Below are 17647 nucleotides of genomic sequence, written 5' to 3'. Positions count from 1 at the left end.
CCAGCATTGTCGTGTTTTAAGCGTCGACTTTATCGGTGTACGCCGATTTAAACAGAACCTGACAACAAGTATGGACGATAAGCATGCTGAGCGCGTCGCTTTAAAACCTGCGCATGGGAGTTCGTTTTGCCACTCAGCATACGCTGAGGCATGCTCTAACACAGTCCGCTAAAGGCTTAAAAATTAGGACGATAGTCAAAATTTTGCGTCGCAGCTTGATCGCGGAAAGGGCGGATGGCTTTTTTACTTAAGGTTAAAGTGTTGATGATATTGTTGGGAAAGACCTGAATATAGTTATTGAATAGCTCAACATTGCGATTAAAAATAGTGATGGCGGCACCCACATTTTCATTCTGTTCTTCAATTTCATTCATCATTTTAAGATAAATTTTATTGGCTTTCAGCTCAGGATAGTTCTCGACCACCACATTTAGGCTGCGCATTAACTCTTGGTTCAGACTTTCAATGCGCTGCAACTGTGAAACATCGGTACTGTTGATGTTTAAATTTAAAATATTGCGTCGCAGCTCAGTAACTTTTTCTAAAGTGCCTTGTTCAAAACTGGAATATTGTTCCACCAAGGTTTGTAAGCCATCTAGAATTTTAATTTTTTGCCGTTCGTAACTGGCCACATCTGACCATGCTCGAATAGATGCATTGTGATGGCGTACGATGGTATTGCGAATCATAATTGCCAAAATCACCAGTGCCAGCATCAACAGTAAAAAAATACCCAAACCCATCTTTATCCCCTTAAAAAATAGTCATCATCATTATTTTAAAAACTGTGTTAAATCGCGTTGCAAACTTTCTAAATACGGTAATTTAAAGGTGCGTAAGTGGCCACGTAAAGTCGAAATATCTTCAATGTTTTTTGCGCGACTGCTAATTTTAAATAAATCCGCACTGCCTAAAAAGCATAAAATGTGACGACTGGGATGAAAGATTAAATCACCTTGCCGCTGCGCAAAAAAATCGGCCAGCTTTAACACAAAGGCCGGTGACAGTAATTTTGCAGTATTCATCTCATCACTGCCAAAAATATTAAGTTTTTGATTGATTTGAATATCGCTGGTCTGCCAAGGCTGGGTATAGGGCGCATGAAAGCTTTTATGTGCCGTGGTCACGGCCAGTCCTTGTATATCAACATCAAAGACAAAGACGCCCCATAAATCTTTGTGCACTTCTTTTACTTTAATCGACTGGCCATTTTTATCGCGCATACGTACTTCATTGACATAGCGATATTGAAACACCATCACTTGGTGCTGTGTGCCGTGTTCATCGCGCCAAACCGTACTGGCATAATAAGGTAAATCATTGGCTAAACTGCCTTGATTAAATACCGGAAACAGCTGTTTTAAATGTGCAATCATCAGGAGTGGTTGCAGCGGAATAGACACATGACGGGGTTGTTGATGTAACGCCAGTTGATATTTTTTTGCGATGGTTTGTTGTTCTAAATACTGAATCACTTCAGTAATTGGCTTTTGTTGTTCATAGGCAATATAAGCCCAAAATAAAATGAACACACCGATAAATAAACTGCTTTGCGCCCAGATATTAGCGGGATTGATAATAATTAAAACAACAAAAAATAGTCCGATGGCGGCTAAAAATAAGGCCAAATGATTGCTAAATTTAAGCCTAATCGGTGCTTGCCACGGATGCAAGGCATCCAAAATGTCTTGCTGACTGTGTGCCTGCGCACCGATTTCCCAAAGCCGTGCAATATTGTGAGAAACACGTCTGTTTGTTTTGGCTTGAAGATGAAGAGAGTGTTTAACACGATTGATCGGCATAGGGGGCTTCTTGGAACAGCATCAACAATTAACGGTGAAGTTGGTCAACCAGCATCGCATCACCATAACTGAAGAAGCGATATTTTTCTTCGACCGCATGTTGATAGGCCGCCAAAATATGGGCTTGACTGGAGAGCGCTGAAACCAACATCAATAAGGTCGACTCAGGCAAATGGAAATTGGTAATTAACCGATCCACCACTTTAAACTGATAACCTGGATAGATGAAAATTTGTGTATCACCGCTCCATGCCTGTAATGTGCCGTCATGTGCAGCGGCTGCACTTTCAACCGCGCGCGTGGCTGTGGTGCCCACGGCAATGATTTTATTGCCGCGTGCTTTGGTTTGACGAATCAACTCCACTGTGGCTGCCGGCACATCACACCATTCACTGTGCATAATATGATTTTCAATATCTATACTGCGCACCGGTAAAAATGTGCCTGCACCGACATGTAAGGTCACAAAGGCTTTTTCAATTCCTTTGGTGGCAAGTGCCGTGAGGAGCTGTTGATCAAAGTGTAAGCTGGCTGTGGGTGCAGCTACACTGGCTAATTTTTCCGGATCGTTAAAAACGGTTTGATAACGCTCGGTGTCAATGGCTTCCGCTTCACGGTTAAAATAGGGCGGAATGGGCAGCTGACCGTATTGGTCTAATACCGTTAAAATCGGTTGAGAAAACTCAACAATAAATAGATTTTCATGACGACCTTGTACGGTAACTTTAATGGCATCATCACCAATAAAAATTTCAGCACCGGCTTTAGGAGAGTTGCTGGCTTTAATATGACAGTACGCAATATAACGGTCTTGCATACGCTCCACCAAGACTTCAACCGCACCGCCTGTGGCACGTTTACCTTTAAGCCGTGCTTTCATCACTTTGGTGTCATTTAAAATCAGTAAATCACCGGCATCGAGTAAATCCAAAATATCGGTGAAATAACCATCGTGATACTGACCTTGTGCATCTAAATGCAGCAAACGTGAAGCACTACGGGTATCTAAAGGGTAGCGAGCAATTAGCTCGTCAGGGAGATCAAAGTTAAAATCGGAAAGCTGCATTTTCAAGGGATACAATAAGAAAAACGTCTGCATTATAATCCTGAAAAATACTGTATGAACGCATATCTGCTGTTTTTTAAGACAAAGATTTGATTTTTGCTGTAAAAGTGAGCAATTGATTGCATTAGAGAATTGACAATCTGAAGTTTAATAGTAATATAGCCAGCACAAGCCAAGATGCTTGTAGCCCCTTTCCCGAGGTGGTGAAATTGGTAGACGCGGCGGATTCAAAATCCGCTGTCAGAGATGACGTGTCGGTTCGAGTCCGACCCTCGGGACCAAAATTCTAGAAAAATCCCCAAGCTGGTGTCAAAAGCTTGGGGATTTTTTTGTGTCTGAGAATTAAAAATGACAGGCAATACAATGCTTTAATCTGCGAAAGATTTTCAGTTACAAATTGCTTAAAAGCTAGGATTTGATATTGCTGTTTAAAAATTGTATTTTTTGGTAAAATCTATTAACTAACTAAACTGACGTACTGGGTTTTTTTACAACAATAAATAGTGATTGGATGAGTCAAATATGAGAATGCAGTTACTTGAAATTGGTTCGGAAACCGAGCAGCTTAGTGCTTGTAAGCTCTCCTTGTTGTTGGGCGTGTTTACCGCCAATAATCAGGTAGAAAGTTTTTTAAATCTTGCGCGTAAAATACTCGGTGCAGATGAAGCGGTATTTGCCTTTCATAATGAGCCGTATATTTGGTATGCCTCAAATCAGCAATTTAAAGCTTTCACGCCGTTGGTGGATACCAATTTAAGTGCCTACTTTAGTGATCAAGCTTTTGTAGATGTACAGCATCCGCAATACCCTCATTTGGTGCAGCACATCTCTCAATTTGGGGTGAAAGCTGAGCGTTATATCGCCTTTGATTTACGTTTATTAGATGGTCGTTCTGTTGGACAAATCTTGTTTTTTGATAAAAAGCAGCAATCCTTTGATGTAAACAGTGCCAGCATTGTGGTCGATTGTGCTGACAACTTGATGCGTCATATTGAATTAAAAGTAGATTACGTTGAATTAAAAGAATTACATGAACAGCAAGTGGCGCTCAATTATAGTAAAACCAAATTTTTCCAAATTATCGCGCATGATTTAAGAGCGCCATTTCATGGTCTGTTGGGTTTTTCAGAAGTGTTGGTGCAAGAGCGCGATACCCTTGATGACGCGAGCGTACAAAGCATTTCTGAATATCTGTATGACACCACGCAATCAACTTATAATTTGCTAGAAAGCTTGCTCAATTGGGCTATGGCCGAAGGTGGACGTTTTATTTATCATCCAATTAATTTTGAACTGAAACAGTCGAGCAAAATTGTTTGTTCGGTGTTAAATAGTTTGGCGATCAAAAAAGACATTCGCTTGATTGATCAAATTGCAGATGATTTAAAAGTCTATGCCGATATTAATATGATTACCTCGGTGATCCAAAACTTAGTCTCTAATGCATTAAAATTTACCCCAACAGATGGTAAAGGCCAAGTGATCATCAGTGCGCGTCATACAGATGCGGGTGTGCAGATTGCTGTGCAGGACAACGGTTTAGGCATGAGTCAGGCACAAATTGGACAGCTGTTTAAAGAATCGCTGTCGGCCAGTATTAAAGGCACAGCAGGTGAAAAGGGCACCGGTTTAGGCTTAATGTTATGTAAGCGCTTTATTGAGCTGAATCATGGTGATATTGTGGTGGTCTCCAATGAAGGTGAAGGCACTACGTTTACCGTAACGTTGCCGGTAGCGACCAGTAATCATCAAGCCTTAACCCCAGAACAAGCTCCGGCTGAACTCGCCCGCATCTAGAAAAATAAATTTTCTTTGCCAGTACTTCATTTCAACTGTTATAACTAGCAAAAACTAGGCTTAAGGGTTGAATATGAATGTGCAGCAATTGCAAAAAACCTTGCGTGCCAGCCAGTATGCAGAACAAGTACTGGCCAATCACGTCGGATTACTTGAACAAGATTATGCCCTTGACCAATTTTTAGTCTGTTTAAGTAGCAGTCAAATTCAGCACTGTGTTGAAAAGACCTTAGCGCATCTTACTGATGAAGCCGCGTGGATGAGCGCCCTGCGTATTCTACGGGCACGCCTGATGTTTCGCTGGATTTGGCAAGATGCCAATCAGCTAACTGATGTGGTGACGTTAACCCGAGAACTTTCCGATTTTGCCGATGCGGCCATTTGCGCGGCCAAAGCCTTTGCTCGTGCGCCGTTAATTGCTAAATATGGTGAGCCGATGGGCTATAACGGCGCTCTACAAGATTTAATTGTGGTCGCCATGGGCAAACTCGGCGCACAAGAACTCAATCTATCCAGCGATATTGATCTTATTTTTGCTTTTGGTGAACAGGGTGAAACCACCGCGCGTAAATCAATTGATATTCAGCAGTTTTGTATTTTATGGGGGCAAAAATTAATTTATTTGCTCGATCATATCACTGCCGATGGTTTTGTTTTTCGCGTCGATATGCGTTTGCGTCCATGGGGCGATGGTTCGGCATTGGCAATTAGCCATGTGGCTTTAGAGAAATATCTTAGTCAGCATGGCCGTGAATGGGAGCGCTATGCATGGATCAAAGCACGCATTGTGACTGGTGCTCAAGAGGGCGATGAACTCCTAAAAATGACCCGACCTTTTGTGTTTCGCAAATATGTCGATTACACCGCTTTTGAAGCGATGCGCGAAATGAAAGTGATGATTGAGCGCGAAGTGTTGCGGCGTAATATTGAAGATGACATTAAGTTGGGTGCCGGTGGGATTCGTGAAGTTGAATTTATTGTGCAAGTCTTTCAACTGATTTATGGCGGCTCCAAGTTAGAGCTGCAAGATCGTCAGTGCTTGGTCAGCTTGCATCACTTGGGCCAAGTGGGACTGTTGGATGAAGAGACTGTACTGGAACTTGAAGATGCTTACTTGTTTCTGCGCCGTGTGGAACATGCCATTCAAGCCTTAAATGATCAGCAAACCCAATCCTTACCGCATGAAGATGATTTACGTCAACGCATCACGGAGACCCTTGGCTTTGCTGATTGGGATGAGTTTTTAGCCGTACTCAATCAAAAGCGTACCAAAGTCATTTATCAGTTTGAACATCTCATCAAAGAAAAAGAACCCGATCCACTGGTGGATACGCTGAATCAACTGGAACAGCAGCTTGATGCCGTGTTGGATCCGGCGACAAAAAATTTAATCCATGAGTTTTGGCATGGTCATACCTTAAAGAAATTACCGGCCAAAGCGGTACAACGTTTAAAAGTCTTTTGGCCGCATTTAATTGAAGCGGTTTTGCAATCTAAACAACCACAAATGGCTTTGCTGCGTTTAATGCCGCTGGTGGAAACGGTGATGCGTCGCACGGTTTATTTGGTCATGCTGATTGAAAGTAAAGGCGCGTTACAGCGCTTGGTGAAAATGGCCACAGTCAGTCCATGGATTTGTGAAGAACTCACCCATTATCCGGTGCTACTGGATGAGTTTTTGTCGATGGATTTTGAACTGCCGCAGCGTAAAGATCTTGAAGACTCATTACGTCAGCAATTGCTGCGTATCGAAATTGATCAAGTGGAAGATCAAATGCGCGTACTGCGTTTGTTTAAAAAGTCCAATGTCTTGGCGGTGGCTGCCAGCGATGTTTTGGCCGAAAGCGCCCTGATGAAAGTCTCCGATGCCTTAACGGATATTGCTGAAGTCTCCGTCAGTGCGACCTTGCATTTGGCCTATCAAATTACTGCTAAAAAGCATGGCTTTCCACTGGATGCCGAAGGACAGCGCTGCTCGATTGATCATATGGCTTTTGCCGTGATTGGTTATGGCAAAGTTGGCGGTATTGAGTTGGGTTATGGTTCAGATTTAGATTTAGTGTTTATTCATTATATGCGTGAACAGGGCGATACCGATGGCGCAAAATCCATCAGTGGTTTTGAGTTTGCCATGCGTGTGGCACAAAAATTTATGTCGCTGATGACCACACAAACTTTAGATGGCCGTGTCTATGAAATTGATACCCGTCTGCGTCCTTCAGGTGAAGCGGGCTTGTTGGTCACCAGTTTAAAAGCCTTTGAGCAATATCAGCTTAAAAGTGCATGGCTGTGGGAGCATCAAGCATTGGTACGCGCGCGCTCGATTGCCGGTGAGCAAAGCTTACGCGATATTTTTGAAGTATTACGCCGTCGTATTTTGACCCAACCGCGTGATCAAGCCAATGTGCGTGAAGAAGTGCTGAAAATGCGCCAGAAAATGAAACAACATTTAGGCTCTTCTAAAGAACAGCAAAAAGATGGAATTTTTCATTTAAAACAGGATGCAGGTGGTATCGTTGATATCGAATTTATGGCACAGTATGCGGTGTTAGCGTGGAGTGGGTCGAATTCTGATCTCGCCCATTACTCCGACAATGTACGAATCCTTGAAGATGCGACAAAAGCAAATTACTTATCCAGTGATGACGCCAATGCATTGATTCAAGCTTATCTCAGTGAACGAGCCGAGAGCCACCGTTTAGCCCTTGCAAATCAATCCATGCAAGTCAATGCTGCGGATTGGCACGATACCCGCGTGATCGTTTGCAAGTTATGGCAAAGATTAATTGATCCAACGGCAAACTTTTGCCTTGGATAAACATGACTGTGTATAAAAAATTGGAGAGTGCGCCATGAACTTGGCTGATCGTGATGGTTTTATTTGGCAAGATGGACAAATGGTGGATTGGCGTGAGGCAAAAATTCACGTCTTAACACATACCTTACATTATAGTATGGGTGTGTTTGAAGGTGTCCGTGCTTATGAAACCCCGAATGGAACGGCAATTTTCCGTCTTCAGGATCATACAAAACGTTTGCTCAACTCTGCCAAAATTTATCAAATGAAAGTCCCATTTGATCAAGCAACTTTAGAGCAAGCACAAATTGATGTGGTACGTGAAAATAAACTGGCGTCGTGTTATTTGCGTCCAATTATTTTTATTGGTTCAGAACGACTCGGTATTGCCGCCACCAACAACACCATTCATGCCACTGTGGCAGCATGGAGTTGGGGTGCATACTTAGGCGATGAAGCAATGGCCAAGGGAATTCGAGTGAAAACCTCCTCGTTCACGCATCATCATCCAAACGTGACCATGTGTAAAGCCAAGGCATCAGGTAACTATACCTTGTCAATTTTGGCACATCAGGAAGTGGCACATTCAGGTTATGATGAAGCCATGTTGATGGATCCGCAGGGTTATGTCTGTCAAGGTTCGGGCGAAAACGTATTCTTGGTGCGTGATGGTGTGATTCATACGCCAGAAATTTCCGGTGGTGCTTTAGATGGCATTACCCGTCAAACCATTATTACGATTGCTCGCGATTTGGGCTATGAAGTGATTGAACGCCGCATTACCCGTGATGAGTTTTATATTGGTGATGAAGCCTTCTTTACCGGAACTGCGGCTGAAGTAACACCAATTCGTGAATATGATGACCGTGAAATTGGTTGTGGTTCACGTGGTCCAATTACCACCCAAATTCAAAAAGCATTCTTTGATGCAGTGCAAGGTAAAGATCCTAAATATGCACATTGGTTGACTTATATTAAATAAGCTCATCCATTTAGATCAAAAGGCGAAAACTTGGTTTTCGCCTTTTTTATAGCTTTTGTTTTTAATGGATGATTTCAAAGGATCAGGCTATGCATATTGTTTATGTTAGTGATGGAAAAGCAGGGCATCGCTCACAAGCGCTCGGTTTGTATCAGGCCATGTGCAGACAATCTGCAGTTGAGGTGACTTTTGAAGAAATCTCTGTTGAGCAATTGTCCATTTTTAGTGTGTTATTGGCGCTTTTAAAGCGCAATACTGGAGTGGTTGCGAAGCCGCCAGATTATCTCTTTGGCGTAGGCAGTCATACGCAATTGCGCGTGTTGTTGCTGGGAAAAATTTATCCGAACGCCGAAACGGTGATTATGATGAAGCCGAATTTCCCACTACCTTGGTTTGATTATGCGATTATTCCTGAACATGATGGCGTTGAAGCATCTGCTCATGTTATCAGCACAAAAGGTGCGCTCAATCCAATTGTGGATGAACAGCGGCATCAAAAAAATAGAGTGTTAATTGCTTTAGGCGGTTCTTCTAAACGCCATCAATGGAATGCGGATAAAATTTTAACAGCCATCAAAGAGATTGTGCGTTTAAATCCTCAAGCTGAAATGATTCTGACCACTTCACGGCGTACGCCAAAGGAATTTTTAGCAGCGTTAAAGGCACAAAACTTTGTATCACACATAAGGATTTTTCCTGTTGAACAAACGCCCCAAGGTTGGATTTTTGAACAAATGCAACAGGCCGAGGCTGTTTGGGTGACGGAAGACAGTGTCTCGATGGTTTATGAAGCACTGACAGCAGGATGTCGAGTGGGAGTGATTTTGATTGATCGATTGAAGCAAGATCGGATTACCCAGTCTATCGATGCATTGTTGCAACAGCAAACCGTGTCAGCAAGTAGCGATCTGAATCAGCTGCCTTCTATACACAATTTCCAAGAGGCGGATCGGGTTGCGCAAAAACTATGTACCCGATCACCAAGCTCTGGTAACTAAAATATCCGAATACGGCAATAAAAATAATTGAGCCGATTTATCGGGCGGGCTGAACCAAATGACATTCGCTATTATTGTGTCCTTGATCATAATCGACCGTATCATTAAGGGTAAGCACCGAACGTGGCTGAGCCTTATAGTGAGGGGCAAGTATGGAATGTTGATTTTGCAAAGATTGACATTGGATCTGTGCCATATCCAGCAAAGTGGGCATCAAATTAATTGAACTGAGAGCTTGCTGTTGTTGTGCGGCAAAACGTTGTGCCAAGTTGGGATGTTGCTGCTTCCAACCTGAAGATGCCCAAACAATGAAAGGCACATCAAAATTACTTTTAATATCCAGATGTGCGCTGGTGTTGTCCTGACATTCACCCAAATTTAAGCCATGATCAGCGGTGTAGAGCATGCTGGTTGAACCGCCTTTTTGCTCAAGTTTTTGAATCACTTGATCGAGTAAATAGTCGGTATATAAAATAGTGTTGTCATATTGATTATCAAATTTTGCAAATTCAGCTGGATAGCGTTTACTAAATTCAGCATGTGAACCATAAAGATGCAGTACGATTAGTTTTTGCGTATTGCTTTGATCGGCAAGCGCATGCTCTAAAGACTTTAACAGTTCACCATCATAATGCGTCGCTAACGATGCGGAATAAGAGTGTTGTGTGAGAAAGCTTTTTTCTTGAGCAGAGCTTGCGTAAGCGGACACCAAAGAATCGAATTCGCCAAACTGTGACTGTGCACTCAACCAATAGGTTTTAAAATTTGCACTATTAAATGCATTTAAAAAAGAAGGCGCGGCTCCCTCGGTATTTTTAAGTTGTCCAGTGAGTAAGCTGGGCACAGAACGACTGGTGATAAATGAAGCGGAAATCATGTTATCGAACAGCCAAAGTTGCTGTTTACGTTGTTCTAGATAGGGCGTGGTATGGTTTTGCGTATAGCCATAAAGACTTAATCGGTCACGGCGCGCACTTTCACCCAAAACCAAGACAATGGTTTGTGGTGCTGAAGATGCAGTTGTGGTTGAACACTGAATCTGGTTTTGTGCCGCAGTATAATTTTTAACTTGCTGGACTTCCATTTTAGCAGCAGGATAACCCAGCACTAAATTTAAAGGATAGGATTGTTTAAAATGTCGATAAACACTCAAATAGCCTAAAGTAGGTGTTTCTGCTTGAGCAAAACGATAGATTGGAGAACAGATCAGACTCAAGCCAATAATTCTGAACCACAAGGGTAATTGAAGCCGTTGTGCTGGAATTTGGGCATAAAAAAACGGTATCAGAAGTAGGTAAGGCACAATAAGTGCTAAAGCCAACAATACTTCAGCTGTATAAAAGTAAGCCTGTGCTTCAGTTGCCGAACTACCGAGTAAGGTTAACCATACGGTGATATCTGTTGGGGTATCATAAATAATTTCATAATATAAAATGAAAGGGCTGAGACAGTAAAAAGGCAGACTGAGCCAAAAAAAAGTGCGATTGTTATACAGCAGAACAATAAAAAAAATCAGCGGATACAGTGCTTTGACAAAGCCATCACCTGAAATAATCAGTGAAGGAATTAACAGCATCAGACAGTAAGTCGGAAAAACCATAAACTTGATACGATGCTTGGAGAACATTATAAATTTCTTAGGAGGTGGTCAAAATCAGCGGCTGATTATCTATGATGTGTATAACAGTGTCTATGAACCGAGCAGTACAAAATAAATGCGTGTAAAAGCGTTTTGAGGTGCTGGAAATAATAACTCATGTTATGCTTTTCATACGCTTAATACTGGTTCAGAAAGAGGGTCGTAAAGTTCTGTGACAGAATATTATTACTCTGAGTAACTTTATGAAAATATTACACATCGCAAATTTTGGTTTTAATAAACAAGGCGCACATTTTTATTGCACAGACCGTAAAATTTCGGCTGGATTGATTGAAAATGGCCATTTTGTCTACGACTATAGTTTTCGTGATATGGCAAGGATGGGCACGATTTTTAAGACTAAGAAATTAGGTGCTGGTAATGCAAACAAAGAGATATTGAAAATAGTGGATAATTTGCAACCTGATCTAATTTTAATTGGGCACAGCGATTTACTACATTACAGCACTCTAATTCACATAAGAAAAAGTCATCCAAGAACGAAAATAGCTTTCTGGTTTGTAGACTGGTTATGTGAGCCATCCAAAATAAAATTTATTAAATCCATAGCGCCTTATCTTGATGCTATATTTTGTACTACTGGTGGAGAGTTATTAATGCAATTTAAACTTCCATCAAATAAAATTTCTTATATGCCAAATATCTCATCAAAAGCTGTAGAGTCTTTAAGTCAATTCGATAAAGTAGATAATAAGATAGGATTAGTTTTTTTTGGAACTGTATATAAGGATCCTGAACGAGAGCAATTTTTAAAAGAATTAATTAAGGAATTAGATGAAAATTTTTCATACTTTGGTGCCTTCGATACTAATACAGTATATGGGCATCATTACCTTGATATTCTTGCTAGCGCGCGGTGTGGGTTGAATCTATCTAGAAGAAATGATATTGAGCTATATTCTTCAGATCGAATCATTCAACTTACTGGTAATGGATTACTCACATTCACGCCTGAAATTCCAGGGTTTCAAAAACTATATCAAAATGATGAGGTTGTTTATTTTAAAGACGCATATGATTTAGCTGAAAAGTATTACTACTTTGATGAAAATTACGATGAAGCCTTTCGAGTGGCTAAGAAAGGATGGGAGAAAACACACCAATCATATAATGCCAAACGCATTACTCAGTTTATGCTTGAAGTTACCTTCGATCAGCCCTTATCAGAAGCCTATGAATGGGCACACGAGGTCTATGCATGATGTGGTTGTTGTATAGTGTTGTAGGCTTTATTACCTTTGCGGCACTATTATATGTGCTGGGCAATTATACCTTCTGGCTGCCGTATCGCAGTGCGAGGTTGCCGCGCGTTGTCATGCTGCATCAAGTGACGCCTGATGAAGATGCGTCAGGCATGAATATGCCCCCACAGAAGTTTGAGCAATTGCTACAATATTTAGTCAATAAAGGCAGTATTTTTTGCTTTGTCTCTGAGCTTGAAAATTACGCCGACCAAAAAAATGTAGTCGCACTTTCTTTTGATGATGGTTTTTTAGATAACTATCAATATGCTTATCCGTTATTAAAAAAATATCAAGCTAAAGCCACCATCTATTTGGCCACTCAAATTGAAGGAATTGCCAAGCTTGAGATTGCGCATATTCAAGAAATGGCGCAGTCAGGAATAATCGAATTTGGTGCACATACCCAACATCATGTGAATCTATTGAAACTCAGTGATGAAGAGGCTTTGCAAGAAATGCAAAACTCAAAACACGATGTTGAAGTATTGGTTGGACAGTGCTTTAGTTTTGCGTATCCATTTGGGCGCTTTAATGAAAAACATCAGCAAATGGCCAAACAGATTGGCTTTAAAAATGCAGTGTCTACACGTAAAAAAATTGAAACTTACACCGCATCCAATCAATTTAATATTCCGCGCGTGAGTACTCACGGTGCAATGAATGCCCTACAAATGCGTATTGCTTTAGCCAAAGGACGTTATAAATTATGAGTATTGCCTGTAGTGTCTATATCGTTACGCTCAATTGCGCCGCATGGTTAGAAGATACGTTAAACAGTGTGGCCGACTTTGCGGAAGTGATTATTTTAGATTCTGGCAGTACAGATCAGACGTATGCCATTGCAGAAAAATTTGCCAATGTGCGCATTTCACATCAGGACTGGCAAGGTTATGCGGCGCAAAAGAGCTTGGCTTTGGCACAATGTCAGTTTGACTGGGTGCTTAATTTAGATGGCGATGAAGTCTTATCTGAGGCACTAAAACAAGAAATTATTACTACTATTCAAGCCGATCAAATTGATGCGTTAATTACACCCATTAATGATGTTTTTTTAGCTGTACCGAATAGTAAACACACCAAAAAGCATGCCAAAGTACGTTTTTTTCGTAAAAGCCGTGGGCAGTATGATCTTGAAAATAAAGTCCATGAGAATGTACTGATTGATGGCACAAGCGTGCGCGCTCTGGGCGATATTTACCATTATGGTGAATCCAGTATTTTTATTAAAGTTGAAAAAAACAATCAATACTCGAACTTAAAAGCGGCCGAAAAATTTCAAAAAGGAAAACAGCCCAGTGTGCTTAAACTGGTCTTGGTGATGCCAGTGACTTTCTTAAAATCCTATTTTATTCGTCGTAGTTGTTTTAATGGTTGGCGTGGTTTTGTCAATAGTATGATCAATGCATTCTATGCATTTTTAAAAGAAGCCAAGCTGTTTGAACAACATTTACAGACAAAAAATAAGCAACGGAATGATCGATGAAAATCGTACAAATTTTGGCAACCAGTGGCGGTGTAGGTGGCTTAGAGCAACATACGTTTAATTTGGTCAATGAGCTGTCGTTATGTAACGAAGTGCATATCATTGCTCATGCATGTTATGCCAATCAATTTAATTCTCGTGTGATTTTTCATGCGCTCGACTTTGCTCGTAGTCGTTGGAATATCCTGCTCTTGTGGCAATTAACTCAGTGCATCAACAAGATTAAACCGCAAATTGTGCATGCACAAGCGGGTAAAGCATCTGAGTTACTCCAGAAAATCCGGCCATTTTTAGCGGATACAAAAACAGTGACCACTATTCATGGCACTAAAAAAAATAAAAGTGCATATTTAGTGGGGGATGCTGTGATTGCGGTCAGTCAGGCATTAACCACGGGTATTCCCAAGGAAAAAGCACAGGTGATTTACAATGGCGTTTATCCTCAGCCGATATTAAATACACAGGCCAAAGAAAAGTTAAAATATAGCATTGACCAACTATTCCCAAATTTAAATACAAGCAAAAAACTGGTGATTTGTATTGGTCGCTTAGAGCCGGTAAAAAATATCGCTTTGCTGATTCAAGCCATGCAGCATATCGATGCAAACCTATGGATTGTCGGTGATGGTTCACTGCGACAGAACCTTGAGAATCAAGTGAAGCAGCAGAAGTTGCACCATCGCGTGGCTTTTTTAGGTTTTCGGAGCGATGCGCGTGATCTGCTGCAATTGGCGGATGTGGTGGTGCTTTCTTCAGATCGGGAGGGTTTTCCTTTGGTCATGGTTGAAGCACTGCAAGCAGATAAAGTCATGGCTTCCACCCAAGTCAATGGGGTCATTGAATGGTTGCCTGAGCCTTATTTAGCAAAAATTGGCGATGCGCAAGGTTTAAAGGTAGCGATTGAAAATGCACTCAATCCCAGCTCACAACTTGATTTTCAGCCTTTATTTCATCGCGCTAAAACTGAATTGACAGTGGCGGCCATGACCCAGCAGACACAGCAATTATACGAGCAGTTACTCTGCGCTTAATCAGACTTTGGCTGATAAACGAATAGCATCCAGCACCACGAAATTATTCTCAACATTAATGGTGTGGCAGCCATCATCCTCACTATTCCAGTTTGGTAATACAATTTCCAATAAGCGCTCTTGGTAGTGCGTTGGGCTTAATTGCATGATTTCTTTAAGTTCAATATTGCCGCCATAGCGCTTAAGTGAGTCTTGGCTTGGACGTACCAATTTATCCTGATACATAAAAGGTTTACCCGCCATACGAAACTGTTGATGGCCTGTGCATACCGGATTTTGAGGATGTTCTTGCCAATTGGGATTAAGAATATCTTGGGTGAAAAATAAATCTAAACGGTCACCAAATTTTTTACAATTACGCCGTGTTGACGTGAATAAATACCACATGCCTTCATGGTACAAAGGTGTGCTGTCCACCGCTTCAATATGGTCTAATAGATTTGAATGCTTTTCCCACTTCAATGGGAAATCTATGCATTTCCACAGCTCCACCGTTTTATTGGCCGAGCTTTCAGGAATCATGTACCAATCATTTTCAACTTTAAAGACACAGGGATAAGACAGATGATAATCCAGCTTTAATATGCTTTTCGGTGCTGTATGAGTGCCATCTTTAAAAACCTCTAACACTGATAAAAAGCCGACTGGATGTTGATCATCTACTTCTTCAAAAAAAATATAATGACGATCGTGATCTTGTACGTAAAAACTATCAGCAAAAGTAAACTTTTCAGGAGAGTGAATCTCAAACAAGTGGCTTAATTGTTCTTGCTGAGTTAACGGTCCATCTAGCCAACCGAAGCGCATATACCAATGTGAATCAAATAATTTTTGCTTTTGTTTTTGTTGAAATTTATACCATTTTTTTAAAAATATACGTTTCATTAGAGTAAAATCAATAAAAATCTATCAAAGTTATTTTACAATAGTTATCATACCTGTTGGATTAAAAGGTGTGTGCTGATGCAAGTTTTTATTATAAGTATCGAAGATGAAGAGTCTCCACGATTAAATAAGTTTTTGGCTCAGCCTTTTTTTCAAAATAAAAAATTACCTTTTAACAAAATAGGTATAAAAGGTGGCGAACTTTCTGCAAAAGTATATTTTGAGCAAGCGGTAAAAGGACGCAATAAACCGCTAACTCCTGCTGAATTAGGATGTAGTTTGTCTCATTTAGAGGCATTGAAGAGTTTTTTAGCGACAAATGATAACTATGCATTGATCTTTGAAGATGATGCCATAATTCCGTCTGATTTAAGCATAGATACTTTAGAAAAAGAGCTAAAAAAAATTAAATTACCTCAAAATACTTTATTTAGTTTAGGTGGGATTCAAATGAAAGAAAGCCGCAAAGTGAGAGGAGCTCTCAAAGAAAGAAAATTCTTTAAAAAAGCCATATTGGAAGTGCATCCACATTTTTATAATCGTGTAAATTATGCTGTTGCCTATATTGTAGATAGGGAAATGGCTCAAACTTTAGTGGAATATCATCAGCGTCATCGTAAAGCTGATGATTGGAGTTATTTATTTGACTTTAATGATCAATCCCATATTTTGATGACCTTTTTGATAGATCATCCTGAAATTACAGCAGGGGAAATAAATACACAGTTAAGTTCGATTGAAGCCGAGCGTTCAAAGTATGAGGATTTACCCCAAAGCCAATATGGGAATTCTTTGGGATATAATTTAGCGAAATTACGCTATAAAACTTATCCGTTGTAAGAGTTGAGTAAAATATTATGAGTCTGGAAAAATATTTAATTAACATAAATCTTGCTTAAGCTGGCGATTTAAATTAACTAAATATTAGTTTAAGTAGATTTTTGATTATAATAAAATTTATAAAGATTCAGATTTCATAATACTATAAAGTTGATTTATTTTTGTTAAGTCTACATGATAATTACTGTGGACTTGATCAGCAGTATTGGCCTCTGTAAAAACAAATCTCAAATCACATTTTGATAGATGAGCAAGAGTAGAAAATACTGAAAAATCAGATATTTGTTCAGGTAGCCAGCTTAAGGCTTTAATATTTGATTGGCAGAATATAATATTGGTCCAAGCTGCACCACTTGGCCCTATAATAAACTGAGCTTGATTAAAAATCTTAACTTGTTCTAAAAAACTAAACTCTTCAAGATAAAGAGGAGTAAAACCTTGTTCTTCAAAATATTTTAAAATTTCATCTTGATTATAAGATCGTAAAGTACCTAACTTCCGCGCTAAAAATATTTTTTTTGGAAATATTTTTGTGATATTTTGGGTTTCTAATTCGTCAAGACATATACTTCTTATTTTATTAGTTAATTTTGGACAAAAACAGGAATAAGTCGCAGAGGAGATTTTATCTTTTGAATTAAATACGAAGTTATTAAGATTATTTATATAAAGGAGATCTTTTATATATATTAAACTATCTTTATTTTCATAAATAACCTTAAGGTTTAAGTTGTTGGAATTTAAAAACAACTTTAATATGGTATGAAGAGAGGGAATTTGTTTAATTGATTCATCTATGAGTAAGTATTTTATATTATACTCTACTAATAATTCTGGAGTTAAAAAAAGTAATTTTGGTGCTATTTCAATTAACCAATGGTAATAGTTATAAACTCCATTTCCTCCTAGAAAAATTATTCTTTCAGAATATTCTTTACTTTTTTTGTATCCTTTATATGTAATTAAAGCATGGGTATTATTATGATATCTTATAATACCTGTTGCATAATTGCAGTATTTAATATCAGCACTTAAAATGCGCTCAAAAATAATATTTTGATT

15 protein-coding genes and 1 tRNA gene are annotated in these 17647 nt (G+C 39.8%); 10 read left to right on the top strand and 6 right to left on the bottom strand.

Translation table 11 applies throughout. The features are described 5' to 3' along the window. Positions 1 to 176: 176 nt before the first annotated feature. The 3 genes from SE27_RS11985 to queA are packed head-to-tail and all read right to left on the bottom strand — an operon-like array spanning position 177 to position 2868. Positions 177 to 743 (bottom strand): LemA family protein, encoded by a 567-nt coding sequence (locus SE27_RS11985; protein WP_039623644.1) that lies wholly within the window; start codon positions 741 to 743, stop codon positions 177 to 179. 30 nt (positions 744 to 773) lie between these two features. After that, on the bottom strand, positions 774 to 1802 hold the full coding sequence (locus SE27_RS11980) for a hypothetical protein (protein ID WP_039623643.1): 1029 nt from the start codon (positions 1800 to 1802) through the stop codon (positions 774 to 776). Positions 1803 to 1830: 28 nt separating this feature from the next. Next, the gene (gene queA / locus SE27_RS11975; RefSeq protein ID WP_039624014.1) at positions 1831 to 2868 is read right to left on the bottom strand and encodes a tRNA preQ1(34) S-adenosylmethionine ribosyltransferase-isomerase QueA; all 1038 of its coding nucleotides are present in this window, start codon (positions 2866 to 2868) and stop codon (positions 1831 to 1833) included. A gap of 194 nt (positions 2869 to 3062) precedes the next feature. Here queA and SE27_RS11970 point away from each other — a divergent pair. The 5 genes from SE27_RS11970 (at position 3063) to SE27_RS11950 (ending at position 9442) form a co-directional block, all read left to right on the top strand. Next, a tRNA-Leu gene (locus tag SE27_RS11970) sits at positions 3063 to 3149 on the top strand. A 241-nt stretch (positions 3150 to 3390) separates the two neighbouring features. After that, positions 3391 to 4665: a sensor histidine kinase gene (locus tag SE27_RS11965; protein WP_039623642.1), complete on the top strand. Its 1275-nt coding sequence runs from the start codon at positions 3391 to 3393 to the stop codon at positions 4663 to 4665. Positions 4666 to 4738: 73 nt separating this feature from the next. Continuing rightward, entirely contained in the window at positions 4739 to 7483 is a 2745-nt protein-coding gene (gene glnE, locus SE27_RS11960; RefSeq protein WP_039623641.1) for a bifunctional [glutamate--ammonia ligase]-adenylyl-L-tyrosine phosphorylase/[glutamate--ammonia-ligase] adenylyltransferase, read from the top strand. A gap of 34 nt (positions 7484 to 7517) precedes the next feature. After that, positions 7518 to 8444 (top strand): branched-chain amino acid transaminase, encoded by a 927-nt coding sequence (locus SE27_RS11955; RefSeq protein WP_039623640.1) that lies wholly within the window; start codon positions 7518 to 7520, stop codon positions 8442 to 8444. A gap of 89 nt (positions 8445 to 8533) precedes the next feature. After that, positions 8534 to 9442: a mitochondrial fission ELM1 family protein gene (locus SE27_RS11950; RefSeq protein ID WP_039623639.1), complete on the top strand. Its 909-nt coding sequence runs from the start codon at positions 8534 to 8536 to the stop codon at positions 9440 to 9442. 37 nt (positions 9443 to 9479) lie between these two features. Here SE27_RS11950 and SE27_RS11945 read toward each other — a convergent pair whose 3' ends face one another. Further along, positions 9480 to 11069 (bottom strand): phosphoethanolamine transferase, encoded by a 1590-nt coding sequence (locus tag SE27_RS11945; RefSeq protein ID WP_227504641.1) that lies wholly within the window; start codon positions 11067 to 11069, stop codon positions 9480 to 9482. A 215-nt stretch (positions 11070 to 11284) separates the two neighbouring features. Here SE27_RS11945 and SE27_RS11940 point away from each other — a divergent pair, with 215 nt between their 5' ends. Genes SE27_RS11940 through SE27_RS11925 form a run of 4 tightly spaced genes read left to right on the top strand, consistent with a single transcriptional unit; the run spans position 11285 to position 14860 of the window. After that, positions 11285 to 12304 (top strand): glycosyltransferase, encoded by a 1020-nt coding sequence (locus SE27_RS11940; RefSeq protein ID WP_039623638.1) that lies wholly within the window; start codon positions 11285 to 11287, stop codon positions 12302 to 12304. Further along, positions 12301 to 13056, top strand: a complete 756-nt coding sequence (locus tag SE27_RS11935) for a polysaccharide deacetylase family protein (RefSeq protein ID WP_039623637.1) — start codon at positions 12301 to 12303, stop codon at positions 13054 to 13056. The genes SE27_RS11940 and SE27_RS11935 overlap by 4 nt, the downstream gene beginning before the upstream one ends. Beyond that, a complete protein-coding gene (locus SE27_RS11930) occupies positions 13050 to 13829 on the top strand; it encodes a glycosyltransferase family 2 protein (RefSeq protein WP_148308939.1) in 780 nt (259 codons plus the stop codon). The genes SE27_RS11935 and SE27_RS11930 overlap by 7 nt, the downstream gene beginning before the upstream one ends. After that, positions 13826 to 14860, top strand: a complete 1035-nt coding sequence (locus SE27_RS11925) for a glycosyltransferase (RefSeq protein ID WP_039623635.1) — start codon at positions 13826 to 13828, stop codon at positions 14858 to 14860. The genes SE27_RS11930 and SE27_RS11925 overlap by 4 nt, the downstream gene beginning before the upstream one ends. Here the strand turns inward: SE27_RS11925 and SE27_RS11920 are convergent, their stop codons facing one another. Continuing rightward, on the bottom strand, positions 14861 to 15745 hold the full coding sequence (locus SE27_RS11920) for a glucosamine inositolphosphorylceramide transferase family protein (protein ID WP_039623634.1): 885 nt from the start codon (positions 15743 to 15745) through the stop codon (positions 14861 to 14863). Positions 15746 to 15823: 78 nt separating this feature from the next. On the opposite strand from SE27_RS11920, the gene SE27_RS11915 reads away from it, so the two are divergent. Further along, a complete protein-coding gene (locus SE27_RS11915; protein ID WP_039623633.1) occupies positions 15824 to 16585 on the top strand; it encodes a glycosyltransferase family 25 protein in 762 nt (253 codons plus the stop codon). Between the two features lie 117 nt (positions 16586 to 16702). Here the strand turns inward: SE27_RS11915 and SE27_RS11910 are convergent. Continuing rightward, the coding region (locus tag SE27_RS11910; RefSeq protein WP_201772982.1) for a glycosyltransferase family 61 protein at positions 16703 to 17647 on the bottom strand (945 nt) is incomplete at its 5' end.

The sequence above is a fragment of the Acinetobacter harbinensis genome, assembly GCF_000816495.1.
GTDB lineage: Bacteria > Pseudomonadota > Gammaproteobacteria > Pseudomonadales > Moraxellaceae > Acinetobacter > Acinetobacter harbinensis.
This window is presented reverse-complemented; position numbering and strand designations above follow the sequence as displayed.